This window comes from Kribbella swartbergensis (genome assembly GCF_054784135.1).
Genome location: NZ_BAAGPM010000005.1, coordinates 149,239 through 163,827 on the forward strand (window position 1 = coordinate 149,239; position 14,589 = coordinate 163,827).

The 14,589-nt window shown below is 69.3% G+C and carries 12 protein-coding genes; 2 read left to right on the forward strand and 10 right to left on the reverse strand.

What is annotated here, in order from left to right:
* Positions 1 to 14: 14 nt before the first annotated feature.
* Positions 15 to 656: an HAD family hydrolase gene (locus ACYVOK_RS01235; RefSeq protein WP_460660333.1), complete on the reverse strand. Its 642-nt coding sequence runs from the start codon at positions 654 to 656 to the stop codon at positions 15 to 17.
* 83 nt (positions 657 to 739) lie between these two features.
* Complete coding sequence (locus tag ACYVOK_RS01240) at positions 740 to 1,975, reverse strand: GH12 family glycosyl hydrolase domain-containing protein (RefSeq protein ID WP_460660334.1); 1,236 nt, start codon at positions 1,973 to 1,975, stop codon at positions 740 to 742.
* Positions 1,976 to 2,337: 362 nt separating this feature from the next.
* On the opposite strand from ACYVOK_RS01240, the gene ACYVOK_RS01245 reads away from it, so the two are divergent.
* On the forward strand, positions 2,338 to 3,102 hold the full coding sequence (locus ACYVOK_RS01245) for an META domain-containing protein (protein ID WP_460660335.1): 765 nt from the start codon (positions 2,338 to 2,340) through the stop codon (positions 3,100 to 3,102).
* Here ACYVOK_RS01245 and ACYVOK_RS01250 read toward each other — a convergent pair.
* From ACYVOK_RS01250 to ACYVOK_RS01265, 4 genes are all read right to left on the reverse strand, one after another.
* Positions 3,086 to 6,034: a PIG-L family deacetylase gene (locus ACYVOK_RS01250; protein WP_460660336.1), complete on the reverse strand. Its 2,949-nt coding sequence runs from the start codon at positions 6,032 to 6,034 to the stop codon at positions 3,086 to 3,088. The two genes, ACYVOK_RS01245 and ACYVOK_RS01250, sit on opposite strands and share 17 nt — an antisense overlap.
* A 55-nt stretch (positions 6,035 to 6,089) precedes the next feature.
* Positions 6,090 to 7,487, reverse strand: a complete 1,398-nt coding sequence (locus tag ACYVOK_RS01255) for an NAD(P)H-hydrate dehydratase (RefSeq protein ID WP_460660337.1) — start codon at positions 7,485 to 7,487, stop codon at positions 6,090 to 6,092.
* A 2-nt stretch (positions 7,488 to 7,489) separates the two neighbouring features.
* Complete coding sequence (locus tag ACYVOK_RS01260; RefSeq protein WP_460660338.1) at positions 7,490 to 7,840, reverse strand: holo-ACP synthase; 351 nt, start codon at positions 7,838 to 7,840, stop codon at positions 7,490 to 7,492.
* Positions 7,841 to 7,923: 83 nt separating this feature from the next.
* Positions 7,924 to 8,934, reverse strand: coding sequence for a LacI family DNA-binding transcriptional regulator (locus ACYVOK_RS01265; RefSeq protein ID WP_460660339.1), 1,011 nt, complete (start codon positions 8,932 to 8,934; stop codon positions 7,924 to 7,926).
* Between the two features lie 174 nt (positions 8,935 to 9,108).
* On the opposite strand from ACYVOK_RS01265, the gene coaA reads away from it, so the two are divergent.
* Positions 9,109 to 10,062 carry a type I pantothenate kinase gene (coaA, locus tag ACYVOK_RS01270; RefSeq protein ID WP_460660340.1) on the forward strand — a complete coding sequence of 318 codons (954 nt, stop codon included), beginning with the start codon at positions 9,109 to 9,111 and terminating at the stop codon, positions 10,060 to 10,062.
* Here the strand turns inward: coaA and ACYVOK_RS01275 are convergent.
* From ACYVOK_RS01275 to ACYVOK_RS01290, 4 genes are all read right to left on the reverse strand, one after another.
* Positions 10,038 to 11,216 (reverse strand): MFS transporter, encoded by a 1,179-nt coding sequence (locus ACYVOK_RS01275; protein ID WP_460660341.1) that lies wholly within the window; start codon positions 11,214 to 11,216, stop codon positions 10,038 to 10,040. The two genes, coaA and ACYVOK_RS01275, sit on opposite strands and share 25 nt — an antisense overlap.
* Before the next feature lie 66 nt (positions 11,217 to 11,282).
* Positions 11,283 to 12,548, reverse strand: a complete 1,266-nt coding sequence (locus ACYVOK_RS01280) for an aminotransferase-like domain-containing protein (protein WP_460660342.1) — start codon at positions 12,546 to 12,548, stop codon at positions 11,283 to 11,285.
* A complete protein-coding gene (locus ACYVOK_RS01285; protein ID WP_460660343.1) occupies positions 12,536 to 13,606 on the reverse strand; it encodes an alpha-hydroxy acid oxidase in 1,071 nt (356 codons plus the stop codon). The genes ACYVOK_RS01280 and ACYVOK_RS01285 overlap by 13 nt, the downstream gene beginning before the upstream one ends.
* A 54-nt stretch (positions 13,607 to 13,660) precedes the next feature.
* Complete coding sequence (locus ACYVOK_RS01290; protein ID WP_460660344.1) at positions 13,661 to 14,587, reverse strand: alpha/beta hydrolase; 927 nt, start codon at positions 14,585 to 14,587, stop codon at positions 13,661 to 13,663.
* Positions 14,588 to 14,589 lie beyond the last annotated feature (2 nt).

Below are 14,589 nucleotides of genomic sequence, written 5' to 3' on the forward strand. Positions count from 1 at the left end.
GCCTCTCCAGTGTCTCAGGCTCCGTCGATCAGGTCCGCGAGGGCGGCCATGTCGTGGAAAACCAGGTCGGCCGACGACAGCTTCGCGGGGTCCGTCATCCCGGCGTACCCGAAGACCGTCATCCCGGCCGCGTTGGCCGCGGCGACGCCGAGCGGGCTGTCCTCGACCACCACGCAGTCGGCCGGTTTGACGCCCAGGGTGCGCGCGGCGTGCAGGAACAGATCCGGAGCGGGCTTGCCGTGGGCCACGTCCTCCGCGCTGAAGATCCGGCCCTCGAACCGGTCCAGGAACCCCACCGCGCTGAGCGCCGTACGGATCCTTCGATGGGTGCCGGACGAAGCCAGGCAGTACGTGACGCCCTGCGCGTCCAGATGGTCGAGTACGGCGTCCACACCCTCGATCGCCCGCAGGTTCGCGAACCCGTCGAACAACCGCTGGTGATAGCGGTCCTCCAGGTCGGCCGGCAACGGCCGGCCGAGCCTGGCCTCGGCCTTCTGCCGCATCGAGACCATGCTGCCGCCCATGAAGTCGCGGACCGTCTCCTCGAACGTGTACGGCAACCCGGCCTCGGTCAGCAGTTCGGCCAGGATCGTGTTGGCCAGCCGCTCCGAGTCCACCAGCACGCCGTCGTTGTCGAAGATCACCAGTCCGGTCACGCCAGCACCCTATGCACAGGGCGCGGCCGCCGTGACCGGGGGCGTCACGGCGGCCGCGAGGGTTCGCGAGAGCGAGCGGGGGGTCAGTTCTCCTGGATGGAGAAGTCGGTGAAGCCGAAGCGCTGCTTGGTGTTGCCGGTGGACACGACCTCGACGCCGTAGTCGATCTGCCAGGTCGTGGCCTTCGGTGCCCAGCCGCGCTTGATCATGTCGTTGAAGAAGCTGGCCAGCGGCATCGTGCCGGACTTCTGCGTCACCTGGGAGACGTAGGCGGTGTACCCGGAGGTGTGCCAGACGTCGTAGGTGAAGCCACCGAACGTCACGGTGTCGACCTTCCGGCCGGCCGGGACCTGGCCCTTGTTGTCGGTCCAGATCATCAGCTCGTTGTTCAGGCCGTCGCCGATCCACGCGTCGAAGGCGACGTTGTAGATGCAGGCGGCGCAGTTGGCCGGCGTGGTCGCGGCGAACTTGGCCGACTGGATCTTCGACAGCGGGACGTCGTTGTAGTCCTTGTGGACGTTCGGGTACGCCTGGACGCCCTTGTCACCCGGCAGCGGCTGGGTCACGTCGACGTACCAGTTGTCGTAGTTGCAGGCGCCCAGCGCGTAGGTGCCGTTCGAGTTGTTCCACATGTTGTTGTGGACGTAGTACGCACCGAAGGTCCGGCCCTCGCCCTGGTTGTTGCTCGACGTGGTGGTCCACACCGGGTTGGTGCAGCTCTTCACCGGGCTGCTCGTCGACGTGGGCGTCGAGGTCGCGGTGGGCGTCGTCGTCGGGGCCGACGTGGTGGTCGGGGACGACGTCGGAGTCTTGGTCGGGGTGGACGTGGTGGTCGGGCTGCTGGTCGGGCTCGCCGTCGGGGTGGCCGTGGGCGTGGCGGTGGCCGTGGGAGCCGGCGTGGTCGGCTGCGGCGGGGCCGCGACGAAGTCGTAGTGGGCGGTGTAGCGCAGCTGCGTGCCGGCGGCGTACCTGTCGCCGGTGCGGTTCAGCGCCCGTAGCCGGAACGACTTGTCGTTCGTCTGGCTCGGGTCGACCGACAGGATCGACGGCCCGGCCGCGGTCACGGTGATGGCGGCCGGCTTCACGCCGAAGCCGTGCTGCACGGTACAGCTGGAGTAGGCGTCCAGGACGCACGACTCGACGCGTCCGACGCTCGGGAGGGTGGACGCCGTGCTGTCCGTCGCAGCGCTCGCCGTCGTCGCAGCGACAGGTGATTCCTTGGCCGCCTGGACGGCGATCGGTGCGGCGACAAGCACACCGAGGGCAAGGAACACCGCTGGGATGACGACGCGGCTTCGGGCAGTTCGGGTGGGGGGCATGTAGATGATTCCTCGTCTGTTCGACGGGCCGCCCTGCTTGCCCCAGCACTGCAGGAGCGGCCCACAACTGTTCTGTTGGGTCCCCAGAGAGGCCAGGACAGTCGGCGTTCCCCGTAGCACCGAATCGGTCCGGGCAGACCGGTCGAAAAGCTGGACCGGCCATGTCCTTCTCGTTCGCTCTCACGCGTACGGCGCCCGACGTTATCCAACCGTGATGTGAAAAGCCAACTCGGGGTCCCGCTTTCACCGAGCGTGTTCGGGTTTCCCGCCCAGCACCGGCGTGTCGCCATCACCGAGTGCCACCGGTGAGCGAAGTGCAACGTCCGGTGCCGTCACGGCGTCCGTAGGGTGTGAGGACGCGGATGATCAGCGCCGCCGGCGCCGGCCTGCTGCTGGCCCTGACCGGCTGCGGGAACGAGTCGAGTGCGGGCGGATCGCTCGAGGGCAAGACGTACCTGTCCACGACGGTGACGGAGGAGGGGAAACCGAAGCGACTCGTCCCGAACAGCCGGATCCGGCTGACCTTCACCGACGACGGCCGGCTGATCGCCGAGGCCGGCTGCAACTCGATGCAGGCCCCGGTCGACACCGGCAACGGCAAGCTCTCGACCGACGGCGACCTGGCCATGACGGCGATGGGCTGCGACGCTCCACGGCACGCGCAGGACAGCTGGCTGATGAACGTCCTGAAGTCCGAGCCGTCCTGGAAGCTCGAGGACGATCGCCTCACCCTCACCTCCGGCGGTACGACGATCCTGCTGACCGACCGCGAGACCGCCGGACCCGACCTCTCCCTGGACGGCACCAGGTGGTCCCTGGAGACCGTGATCAGCGGCGACACCGCGTCCCACCAGGCCGGGTCCGCCAAGGTCTGGATCACGGTCAACGGTGAACGCGTCACCGGCTCCACCGGCTGCAACGAACTCCAGGGCCTGGTCGCGCGTGGGACCGGCAAGCTGACCTTCGGCGAGATCGCCACCACCCGGCGGGCCTGCCCGGGCGACGCCGGCAGGCTCGAGCAGACCCTCCTCGACCGGCTCAGGGGCGACGTCAGCTACGAGATCGACGCGAACCGTCTCAAATTACGGGCCGGAGGCAACGGCCTCGACTTCACCGCTGCCCGCTGATCCGCACGTCGAAGGCCTGGACCTCGTTCTGCGGCGTTTCGTAGGAGATGAGCAGCCGGCCGTCGGCGGCCAGGCGGGCGCGTTGGGCCGGGGTGAGCGGGATCGACCAGCGCTGGATGCCGCGGGTGATCTGGTGGGTGGCCTGTTCGACGAGGTGGCCGCTCATGTCCGGAGACCAGGGCGGGGTCGCTCCGTCGGTGACCGCACAGGGCGTGAGGCCGTAGTCGGGTGGCGGGTCGGCGGCCGGTGAGCAACTCGTCGTCCACACCGGGATCGCGTCGATCTGCCCGGTCATCAGGAACGCCCTTGCGGTGCCGGTGCCCGCGGAGCGGGTGTAGATGTCCACGGCCGCTCGGCCGAGGGCGGCGTACAGGATCTTCAGGTCGGTGGTCGGGACGCGGCCGGAGATGGGTACGCCGTTGCGGGCGGACTGGGCGATCGTCTGCGGCGAGAGGGCGCCGTTGAGGTTCGGGTTGGAGACGTTCGGCGGTGCCGGTGTCGTGGGGCGGTCGGAGGGCGGTGTGTAACCGGGCAGGGTCGCCAGGCCCCAGCGGTACGGGTCGGACTGGATCGATCCGAGTGCGGACCAACCCAATCGCGTGCTCTGATCGATGTGCCGCAGGGTCGTCGTACCGGCTGCCGAGGTGTCGTCGTTGTCGTACGGCGTGATGTTGAGACCGAGCCTTGCCGGGTCGACCGCGGCGGGCAGGGTCGAGAGCGGGATCTTCACCTCGAGGTCGTAGCCGCCACCGGCGTACGCGTGGGGGACCGTCGTCTCGTTGCTGCCGACCCACTGCGCCGTCGACGCGACCTGCACGCCGGGCGCGTTACCGGTGTCGAGTTCGCCGCTCGAGTACCCCTGGTGGTTGTCCGCGTCCCTCGACCAGCAAGGGCCTCCGCTCTGGCTGAACGGGAAGATGCCGAGCTTGAAGGTGTTGGCGGTGTCCATCAAGGCCTGTGACGCCGTACCGCGCGGGTCGAGCAGGATCTCGACCGAGTCGGCCTGCCAGTGACCGACACATTCGGCCGGCGTCACGGCGTACGACTGGTAGTCGTCGCGCACGTGGATGAAGAAGTACAGGGCATCGCCGGACCAGCTCACCTTCGCCGTATTGCCTTCACCCGTTGACGAAACACCGCAGTCCTCTACGCCGGTGCAGTTGCCCGCGCCCTGCCAGATCCGGCCGAGATCGAGCGTCGGGCCCGGGTACTCACCCGGCTCCGCCTTGCCGTCGACGACCGGCGTGGCCTGCGGAACGGTCGTCGTCGGGACCAGCGTGAGGGTGAGCGTCTCACTTCCGGTGGCGGTCCGGATCGGGATCGACACGTTCTGGCTCACGGGCAGAGCCGTGTCGGTGTTGGTCAGTTTGAAGGTGACGGTCGTGTCACCACCGGGCTGGAGATCGTACGGCTTGGACGGCGCGTCGACGGTGAAGTTCGGCGGCAGGCTCAGCGACACCGCGCCGCTCTGCGGCTTCGCCGACCAGTTGTGGACGGTGACGGGTACGTCGATCGTGCTGCCGACGGCCATCGACTGGATCGCCTGGGAGCGGCCGAGCCGGTTGGCCTGCGGCGCGGTCTTCGCGAGCCACTCGTCGTACTCCTGCCAGTTGCCCCAGCGCTGGAACCGGCCTTCGACGGCCGCCACGATCCGTACGACGTTGTCGGTGTAGCCACTGGCTTTCGCGGTCGTGTAGGTCGCGGCGATCTTGGCGTTCTGGTCGACCGGGGCGTTCGCTGCCGGGGTCACTGTGAAGGTGACGTCGGCACTCGGCTTCGCCGGAACCGGCTTCGGTCCGTCGGTGGTCCAGCCGGACGGCACGTTGAGCGAGAGGTTGCCTGGGGCAAGTTTTCCGTCGGGCGCCTTCAGGTGCACGGTCGCCTGGAACGGCTCGCCCGCGACGTTGTAGAACCGGCTGAACGTCAGGTACTGCAGGGTTCCGAGCGGGAGGCCACCGGGATCGGGCTTCGTCGCGCCGAACAAGATCGCCTCGTCCAGGCCGGCCTGCGGGCTGGAGTTCGGCTGGAACGGGACGAACGACTGCGTCATCGCGAACCGCGGGCACGCCGGGGCCGACGTTCCCTTGAACATCACCCGGCTCTGGGTCGGGTACGCCGCCCGGCCCTCGTCCGCGACCTGCTGCCAGATCTTGGCCGAGCCGGCCGGTTTGCCCTGCAGGTTTCCGGCCGGCCACTTGTACGGCGACTCGTACCCGGTCCACACGCCCGCGACCGTGTCGAGACCGCTGGGGGTGAAGCCGGTGGTGCAGTTCGGGGCGGTCGTCGTACCGCCGGTTCCCGCCGTACTGCCGCCGGAGAAGACCTTCTTCACCTGCCAGGTGCTGAGCGCGTCCGGGCCTTCGAGTTGCTCCGGGAACCTGGTCGGATCGGCGGCCGCGAGGACGCCTTCCCAGATCAGCCGGCCCGCCTGCTGGTGGTTGCCGTGCCCGGCCGCGAGGGTCGGCGTGAACCCGATGTAGATCTCGGGCTGCGTCTCACGGATCACCCGCGTGACACGGCGGAGCGTCTCCTCCTCGTCCCAGAAGTACTGCGTGAGCGGAGCACTCTGGTTGTAGAAGAAGTCGATCCGGTCCAGGTTGAAGATGTCGACGGTCCCGGACCGGTAGTGCGCCACCCGGTCCTCGTTCTCCCGGCGCAGTCCCAGCTCCGGCCCCAACTCGGTCCCGACCGCGTTGCCGCCGCCCTCCCCACGCGTCACCATGATGACGCCGCACTTCACGCCGTACCGCTGATGCCACACCCCACAGGGCCCGATGATGCTCGTGTCGTCGTCCGGGTGAGCCCACTCCCCCATCACATGGATCTTCGTCGCCGGATCAGCCACGTACGCCGTGGTCGAAGCCACGGCCTCGGCGGGCACCGGCAACACAGCAACAAGAGCAAGGACGACGACCAACGCGAAACGCTTCACGTGCACACTCCTCGGGCGGCGGAGGCACCAGCACCTCAGTCCTACCCACCAACGCTCAGCCTCGCAACAATTGGCGGGTTGCCTCCGGGAGTGCTGCGGCGACCGACAACGCTGTGATGGGGCCGGAAGCAGAGGCGAGGTTGGCGGCGGCGGCGTGGAGGTAGGCCCCCAGGCTCGCCGCGTCGAGGGTGGTGAGACCTGCGGCGAGGAGCGCGCCGCAGAGACCTGCCAGTACGTCGCCGGCGCCGGCTGTGGCCAGCCAGGGGGTGGCGTTGGTGTTCACCCGGACGTGGCCGTCGGGGGCGGCGATGACAGTGGTGGAGCCCTTCAGGAGAACGGTGGCGTCGAAGCGTTCAGCGGCGAGGCGGGCGTGCTCGAGGCGCGCGGCCTCGACAGTGGAGCGGTCGACGCCGAGCAGCCGGGCCAACTCGCCCGCGTGCGGTGTCGCCAGTACACCGGTGTGGTCGCCGGAATCCTCGAGCGCCCGCAGACCGTCCGCGTCGAGGACGATCGGCTCCTCGGCGTCGAGCAGGTCACGGACCCGGCCGACGTCGAGTTCGTCGCCGAGCCCGGACCCCACGGCCCACGCCTGCACGCGTCCTTCTCCGGCGACGATCTCAGGGTGAGCCGCCCGGACCTCGGCCGCCACCGCGTCCGGGCCGACGTACCGGACCATGCCGAGCGGCCCACCGAGCGCGCCGGCCGTGGCGATGACGGCGGCGCCCGGGTACTGCGCGGAGCCGGCCATCAGGCCGAGGACGCCACGGGAGTACTTGTCGGATTCACCGTGCGGCGCTGGATACAGCGCCCGTACGTCGGCCGCCTGCAAGGACTCGACCGAAGCGGGCGGAAGGTCGAGGCCGATGTCGACCAGATGGACCGGGCCGCACGCGGTGGCGGCAGGATCGATGAGGTGGCAGATCTTGTGCGTGCCGAACGTGACGGTCAGCTCGGCGCGGACATGCGGCTCCGGGGTCTCGCCGGTGTCCACGTCGACGCCCGACGGGATGTCGACGGCAACGATCGGCACGTCGTACTGCTGCGCCCGCTCGACCGCGGCGAGAGCATCCGGGCGCAGACCGGGACGGCCGCCGATCCCGACGATGCCGTCCACCACGACGTCGGCGGTGGCGATGTCGCCGGTTGATCCGACCCGGCCACCGACGGCCAGCAACGCCGCCAATCCGGCGGCGTGCGCTTTGTCGGACAGCAGTACGGCGGTGACGTGCGCGCCGCGACGGGCCAGGCGGACACCGGCGTACAAGGCGTCGCCGCCGTTGTCGCCGGAGCCGATCAGGAGGACGACTCGGGCGCCGTACGTGCGGCCGAGGAAGTTGCTGATGGCAACCGCCAGGCCGGTGGCGGCGCGTTGCATCAACGTGCCCTCGGGGAGCCGCGCCATCAGGTCGGCCTCGGCCGCCCGGACCTGTTCGACGGTGTGTGCGCGGCGCATGGTCAGCCCTCCAGGATGACGACGGCGGAGGCGATCCCGGCGTCGTGGCTCAGGGACAGGTGCAGGCTCTGGACGCCCAGCCGGCCGGCCTGGGCGGCGACGGTGCCGGTGATCTCCAGCCACGGGCGGCCGGTGTCGTCGGTCTGCACCTCGGCGTCGTGCCAGTGCATGCCGGCGGGCGCGCCGAGGGCTTTGGCGAGCGCCTCCTTCGCGGCGAACCGGGCGGCGAGGGAGGCCGGTGGTTTGGCTGCCTCCGACGGCGTGAAGACGCGATCCCGCAGACCGGGGGTGCGCTCGAGGGTCTTCATGAACCGCTCCACGTCGACCACATCGATACCCACACCGACGATCATGGCCACACCCTAGCCGTCTGCTGAAAGCCCCAGAAAAACACGCGCCGCAAGCGGCGCGGAACTGGGGTCAGGCGATCATGGCCTCACCTTGGCTGGGGTGGGGTTTCGGGTGGGTTGGTGGTGGATTGGCGGATGCGGAGGTCTACGGCGAGGTCGAGGCGGAGTACTGCGGGGGTGGTGCCGCGGGCCAGGTCGAGGACCATGCGGGTTGCGAGTTCGGCCATCTGGCGGAGGGGCTGGTGGACGGTGGTGAGCGTCGGCGACACCCATTCCGCCACCGGCAGGTCGTCGTACCCCACCACCGACAGGTCCCGCGGGATCTCCAGCCCGAGCTCGCGCGCCGCCTGGTACACCCCCATCGCCTGCAGATCGCTGCCGGCGAAGATCGCGGTCGGCCGCTCCGGCAGGTTCAGTAGCGCCAGTGCCTCCCGATGCCCGCTGCTGACCCCGAACTCCCCGGCCCGGATCAGCGCGGGATCGATCGCGACACCCGTCGACCGCAGCGCGTCCGTGTAGCCGTCGACGCGCTGCCGCGAACACAGCGTCTCGACCGGCCCGCCGATCATCCCGATCCGGGTGTGGCCGAGTTTGCGCAGGTGCATGGTCGCCATCCGCCCGCCGTTCCAGTTGGCGGAGCCGATGGAGGGTACGTCGTCGCCCTCGTCACCGACCGGGTCGACCACGACGAACGGGATCCGCCGCGCCTCGAGCTGCGCCCGCTGGTCGGCGTCCAGGTCGGAGAACACCATGATCACGCCGAGCGGGCGGCGGAGCAGGACCGACTCGATCCACTGCTGCCGCGGCCGCCGGCTGTCGCCGCACTCGGACAGCACCAGCTCGACGCCCTCGGCGCGGACCACTTCCTCGACGCCGCGGATCAGCTCGACCGCCCAGTCGCCGGCGATCTCGTGGAAGACCAGGTCGATCATCGGGCTGCTCGCCGTACTAGTGGTACGGCGCCGGTAGCCGTGCTCCTGGATGATGCTCTCGACCTTCGCCCGGGTCGTCTCGGCGACATCGGAGCGGCCGTTGAGCACCTTGGACACCGTGGGAACGGAGACCCCCGCCTGCTCCGCAATTTTCGAGATGGTCACCCGCTGACCCACGACGTTCCTCCGCCCCTGCTCTAGGCTTGTTGCCAGCACGATACAAGCCCACCTCGACGCAGGTATCGCCACCTGCCCCGAAACTTTCGAACATCCGGCTGAGACGTAAGCCACGCCCGCCCGGGGTGGGTCGGCGGACGACCGGGTGGGAAGAATGGGCACATGCTGCAGCCGACGCGGGAGGTGACTCCCTACACCGAGCTGGATCGGGCCGCCTGGGCGCAACTGGCCGAGACGACCGTGTCCCCGCTGACGGCCGAGGAGATCGAGCGGCTGCGTGGTCTCGGCGACGAGATCGACATGGACGAGGTGCGCGAGGTCTACCTGCCGCTGTCGCGGATCCTCTCGCTGTACGTCCGGCACGCCCGCGCGCTGCGCGCGGACACCGAGAGCTTCCTCGGCCGGCCGGCCGCGACCCGGACGCCGTTCGTGATCGGCATCGGCGGTTCCGTTGCCGTCGGCAAGTCCACCACCGCCCGGTTGCTGCGCGAACTGCTGGCCCGCTGGCCCGAGCACCCGCGGGTCGCCCTCGTCACCACCGACGGGTTCCTCTGGCCGAACGCCGAACTGGAACGCCGGAACCTGATGATGCGCAAGGGTTTCCCGGAGTCGTACGACCGCAAGGCCCTGCTGCGTTTCGTGGTCGAGGTGAAGTCCGGCATGGACACGGTCGAGGCGCCGGTCTACTCGCATCTGCACTACGACCGGATGCCCGACGTCCGGACCACCGTCGAGCAGCCGGACATCCTCCTCCTCGAGGGCCTCAACGTCCTCCAGCCCGCACCCCGGCACGCGGACGGCAAGAGCGGGTTGGCGGTCAGCGACTTCTTCGACTTCTCCGTGTACGTCGATGCGGCCGCCGACGACATCCGGTCCTGGTACGTGCACCGCTTCCTCAAACTGTGGGAGACGGCGTTCCGCAACCCGGAGTCGTACTTCGTCCGGTACGGCGAACTGAGCCGGGAAGAGGCCATCAAGAAGGCCGAGTCGCTGTGGGACAGCATCAACGGGCCGAACCTGCGGGAGAACATCCTGCCGACCCGTTCCCGCGCCACCCTGGTTCTCCGCAAAGGCGCGGACCACGCCGTCCGTTACGTCCGGCTGCGCAAACTCTGAACCGCCGGCACGATCGCGACTGCGACGATCAGCGCTGTCAGGCCGAAGGCGACCGAGTAGCCGGTGCCGGCCACGATCGCGCCGAAGACGATCGCGCCGATGCCCCAACCGCCGTCGTACGCGAGGTTCCACAGCGCGCTGACCTGGCCGTAGCGGGTCTTCGGGACGCGGTTGTACATCAGCGACAGCGTGAGGTTCTGCGCGGCACCGAAGCCGATGCCGAACAGGGTGGAGCCGACGATGATGGCGGTGGCACTGCCGATCAGGACCAGTGACCCTGCACCCAAGGCAGCCAGGACCAGCGCGGGCGCGAGCAACTTGGCCGGGCCGACGCGGTCGCCGTACCGGCCGGCGAGCCAGCGGGCGCCGGGCGCGGTGATCGACTGCATCAGCAGCGCGGTGGCGACGAGGGAGTGCTTGTCCTCGGCAACGGCCAGCGGGAGGAAGGTCACGCTGATACCGGCGGCGACGGTGACCGCGGCGAACACGAACGTCGGCATCAACAACCCGCTGCCACGCAGACCACCCAGGACCCGCATGTGCTGTTCCTCGGCGCTCGCAGTCCGGGGCATTGCTCCGAGGGTGCCGAGGCCCGCCAGCGAGGCGACGGCCGCGAGGACGAACAGTACGCCGAAGCCGACCAGATCGGTCAGGTAGACGCCGAGCGGCAGACCGATGACCGCGGGCAGGCCGACCACCAGTCCGTAGACACCCAGGGCCTCGCCACGCCGACCCTCGGGGGCCACGTCAGCGACCAATGCGACCGCACCGACGACCAGGATCGCCAGCCCCGCGCCGCGGACGACGCAGATCGTCAGGACGAGTGGGAGCGACGTGGTGGCCAACAGCGCCAGCGACGGCGCGCCCAGCAGGATCAGACCGAGGCCGAGCACGATCCGGTAGCCCCAGCGGGCCAGCATGCGCGGAACCAGCAGTTCGGTGCCGACCGCGGACAGCATCATCGCTCCGGTGGACAGGCCGGCGCCGACTCCGCCGGACCCGTTGGCGGCGAGGTACAGCGGGACCACCGAGGTGAGCAGGTACATGCTCAGCCCGGAGCCGAACACCATCACCAGCAACCGGCCGAACTGGCCGGTCAGCAGGCGGGGAGCCGTCGGAACGTGGACTGCCGGGATCTCGCAAGCGGTGGTCATGACTTCACGCTAGAAGCGGACCGGTCCCCCAGACAGGTCCAGTTCTGGCGCGGTCCAGAGGACCAGTTAGGGCAGGTGGTCGCTGATCAGCGCGGCCAGGCGGTTCAGGGCGGCGTCGATCTGGTCGCGGGTGACCGCGCTGCACGACAGGCGAAGGGCGTGGATCGGCGGCCCGGCGTCGTAGAAGTGGCTCATCGGCGTCCACAGCACGCCGTACTCCTGTGCGGACTTCTCCAGCAGTACGTCGTCGACCGGGAAGGGCACCGTGACGACGACGAAGAACCCACCGGACGGCACGGTCCAGGCGACCTCGCCGTTCGGGAAGCGGGCCGCGAGACCGTCGGTGATCGCGCGCAGGTTGGCCGCGTAGATCTCCCGTTCCCGCCGGTTCGCCGTGACCAGGCTGAAGTCGTTCGCGAGCAACTTGCCGCCGATCACCGCCTGCGCGACCGGCGAGGTGTTGACGGTGACCATGCTCTTGATCTTCGACAGTTCGTCGGCGAGCAGTCGGATGGTGCCGTCCGGCGCCTCGACGGTCTGGTCCGCGACGACGTACCCGACCCGCGCGCCGGGCAGGCCGGTCTTGGCGAACGACCCGAGGTAGACGACCCGGCGATCGGTGTCGAGAGCCTTGAGCGTCGGCACCCGGTCCACCCCGTCGGCCGGAAACAGACCGTACGGGTTGTCCTCGAGCAGCAACAGGTCCTGCTCGGCCGCGACCTCGAGCAACTGCCGCCGGGTGGCCAGCTCGAGGGTGAGCCCGGACGGATTCGCGAAGTCCGGCATCACGTAGCAGGCCCGCGGCCGCAACCCGTCCGCCCGGGCCGCCTTCACCACCGAGGCCAGATCGTCGCCCTCGGCGACCGGCAGGACCGGGACATCGAGCAGGCGGGCGGCTCCGGTGATTCCGACGTACGTCGGTGAGATCGTGAGCAGCACGTCGTTCGGCTCGGAACGCAACGCGCGGACGGCGAGGAGCATCGCCTCCTGGCAGCCGACCGTGACGACGATCGACTCGGGATCGACGTGGATGTCCTCGTCGAGGGCGAGGTTGCGGGCGATCAGGTCGTGCACGACCCCCTTGGTCCGGCCGTACTGGAAGATGGTCCGTCGTACGGCCGGCTCGTCGTACCCCTGTGAACGCAGGTGATCCGCGAACAGGTCCAGGTAGGTGTGCAGGTCTTCGAGTGCGAAGAACTCCTCGGTCGGGCGGCCGGCGGCGAGCGAGATCGCGTCGGGATAGTGGTGCGAGATCTCGTTGAGGAAGTTCATCGAGTTGAGCGCCCGGTCGGTGAGCGAACCGTGCAGCTCGGTCAGAGTCAGGTCGGCCATGACGCTCTCCCCGTCGTCAACCCGGCCACCGCGGCCAGATCGGCGCAGCCGGCCAGCAGCATCGCGTCCCGCACTTCCCGCCTGAGCAGCGCGAGTGCTTCGTCCACAGCTTCCACAGCCAATGCCCACAGCAACGGTCTGCCGACCAGTACGGCGGACGCACCCAGCGCGACCGCCTTGACGACATCGAGCCCGCTGCGGATACCACTGTCCAGCAGCACGCTGCAGTCGTTGCCGACCGCATCGACCACCGGGCCGAGGGCATCGATCGAGGCCGGCGCGCCGTCGAACTGACGACCGCCGTGGTTCGAGACCACGACACCGTCCGCTCCCGCCTCGACGGCTCGGCGGGCATCGCGCGGATCCAGAATCCCCTTCACCACAAGAGGAAGCTCGGTCGCGGTCCGCAGCCACTCCAGATCACGCCAGGAGACAGCAGGCTCGAAGGCGGAGGTCGTGTGGGCGGCGACCGCCGAGATCCCCGGAACGGCGACGTGTGCCTCTGTCGTCATGTCGACAAGATTCGCGGCGGCCACGTCGGCGGGCAGGGTGAAGGCGTTCCGTACGTCCCGCAGTCGCCGGCCCATCACCGGCACATCGACCGTCACCATCAGCGCGCCGCAGCCCGCCTCGGCCGCCCGATCCACCAGCGACGCCACAACGGTCCGATCGCGCAGCCAGTACAGCTGGAACCAAGAAGGTCCTGTGGCCGCGATCTTCTCCAGGGGGTAGCTGCTCAAGGTGCTGATCACATAAGGGATTCCAGCGTCGGCGGAGGCTCGCGCGAGCAGTAGTTCACCCTCCGGATGGAGCAGGCGCTGATAGGCCATCGGCGCTACCAAGGCAGGCATCGACAGGTCAGTGCCCAACAAGGTGCAGGTGGTGTCGGGCTCGGCGACCCCGGCCAGCACGCGGGGTGTCAGGGTGACCGAGTCGAGTGTCGCGCGGTTGAGACGCAGCGTCGTCTCCGAACCACTGCCGCCTGCGACGAAGTCCCGGACCGCAACCGGCAGCACGGCGGCAGCCACCGACTCGTAGTCGGCCAACGTGTCGGCCATGAGGCTCAGCCCCGTCCATCCGAGCCGGACGCGATGCCCTCTCTCCTCAGCACCTCAGTCATCCGCGAAGATCCCGCTCAGCCAGGCGGCCGCCTCGGCCATCGCCTTCTTGCCGCCGTCGAGAATGCCGGACATTGCGAAGAAGCCGTGCACCATCCCGTCGTACCGGCTCAGCGTGGTCGGCACTCCGGCGGCGTGCAGTTTCTCGGCGTAGTACTCCCCTTCGTCGCGCAGCGGGTCGTACTCGGCGGTGATCACCAGTGCCGGTGGCAGATTCGCGTGGGACTGGGCCAGGAGCGGTGAGGCGAGCGGGTTGCGGCCGTCCGCGGGGTCGGTCAGGTAGTGATCCCAGTACCAGCCGACCGAGGTCTTGTTGAAGAGGTACGGGTCGTCGCCGGCCCTCATCGAGAGGGTGTCCGATCCGTAGAGCGTGTTCGGGTAGACCAGCAGTTGACCGGCCAGCGCCGGACCGTTGTCACGGGCAAGCAAAGTGGTCGCGGCGGCCAGGTTGCCGCCGGCGCTGTCACCGCCGACGACCAATCTGGACGGGTCCGCCCGCAACTGCTCGGCGTGCGCCGCGATCCACTGTGTGGCGTTGTGGCAGTCGTGCACGGCGGCAGGGAACGGGTTCTCCGGTGCGAGCCGGTATCCGACCGTGATCACCTGGCAGGGAACGGCATTGGCGAGTTTGCGGCTGATGCCGTCGGCCGTCTCGATGCTGCCAAGGGTCCAGCCGCCGCCGAAGAAGTAGATCAGCGTCGGCAGAGGCTCCGGCAAGTCCGGCCGGTAGACGCGCAACGGAATGCCGTCGTCAGTGGGGAGGTCCTCGACGTGGTGGACCTTCTCGACCTCGCCACCCGCGGCCTGGATCGACGCCAGGTCGGCGGCACGCGCCTCGGCCAGGGTCTGCGTGTAGAGCTGCGGGACGTTGTTGGCCTCGCGTTCGGCGCGCATGGCCTCGACCTGTGGATCCAGCGGCATGG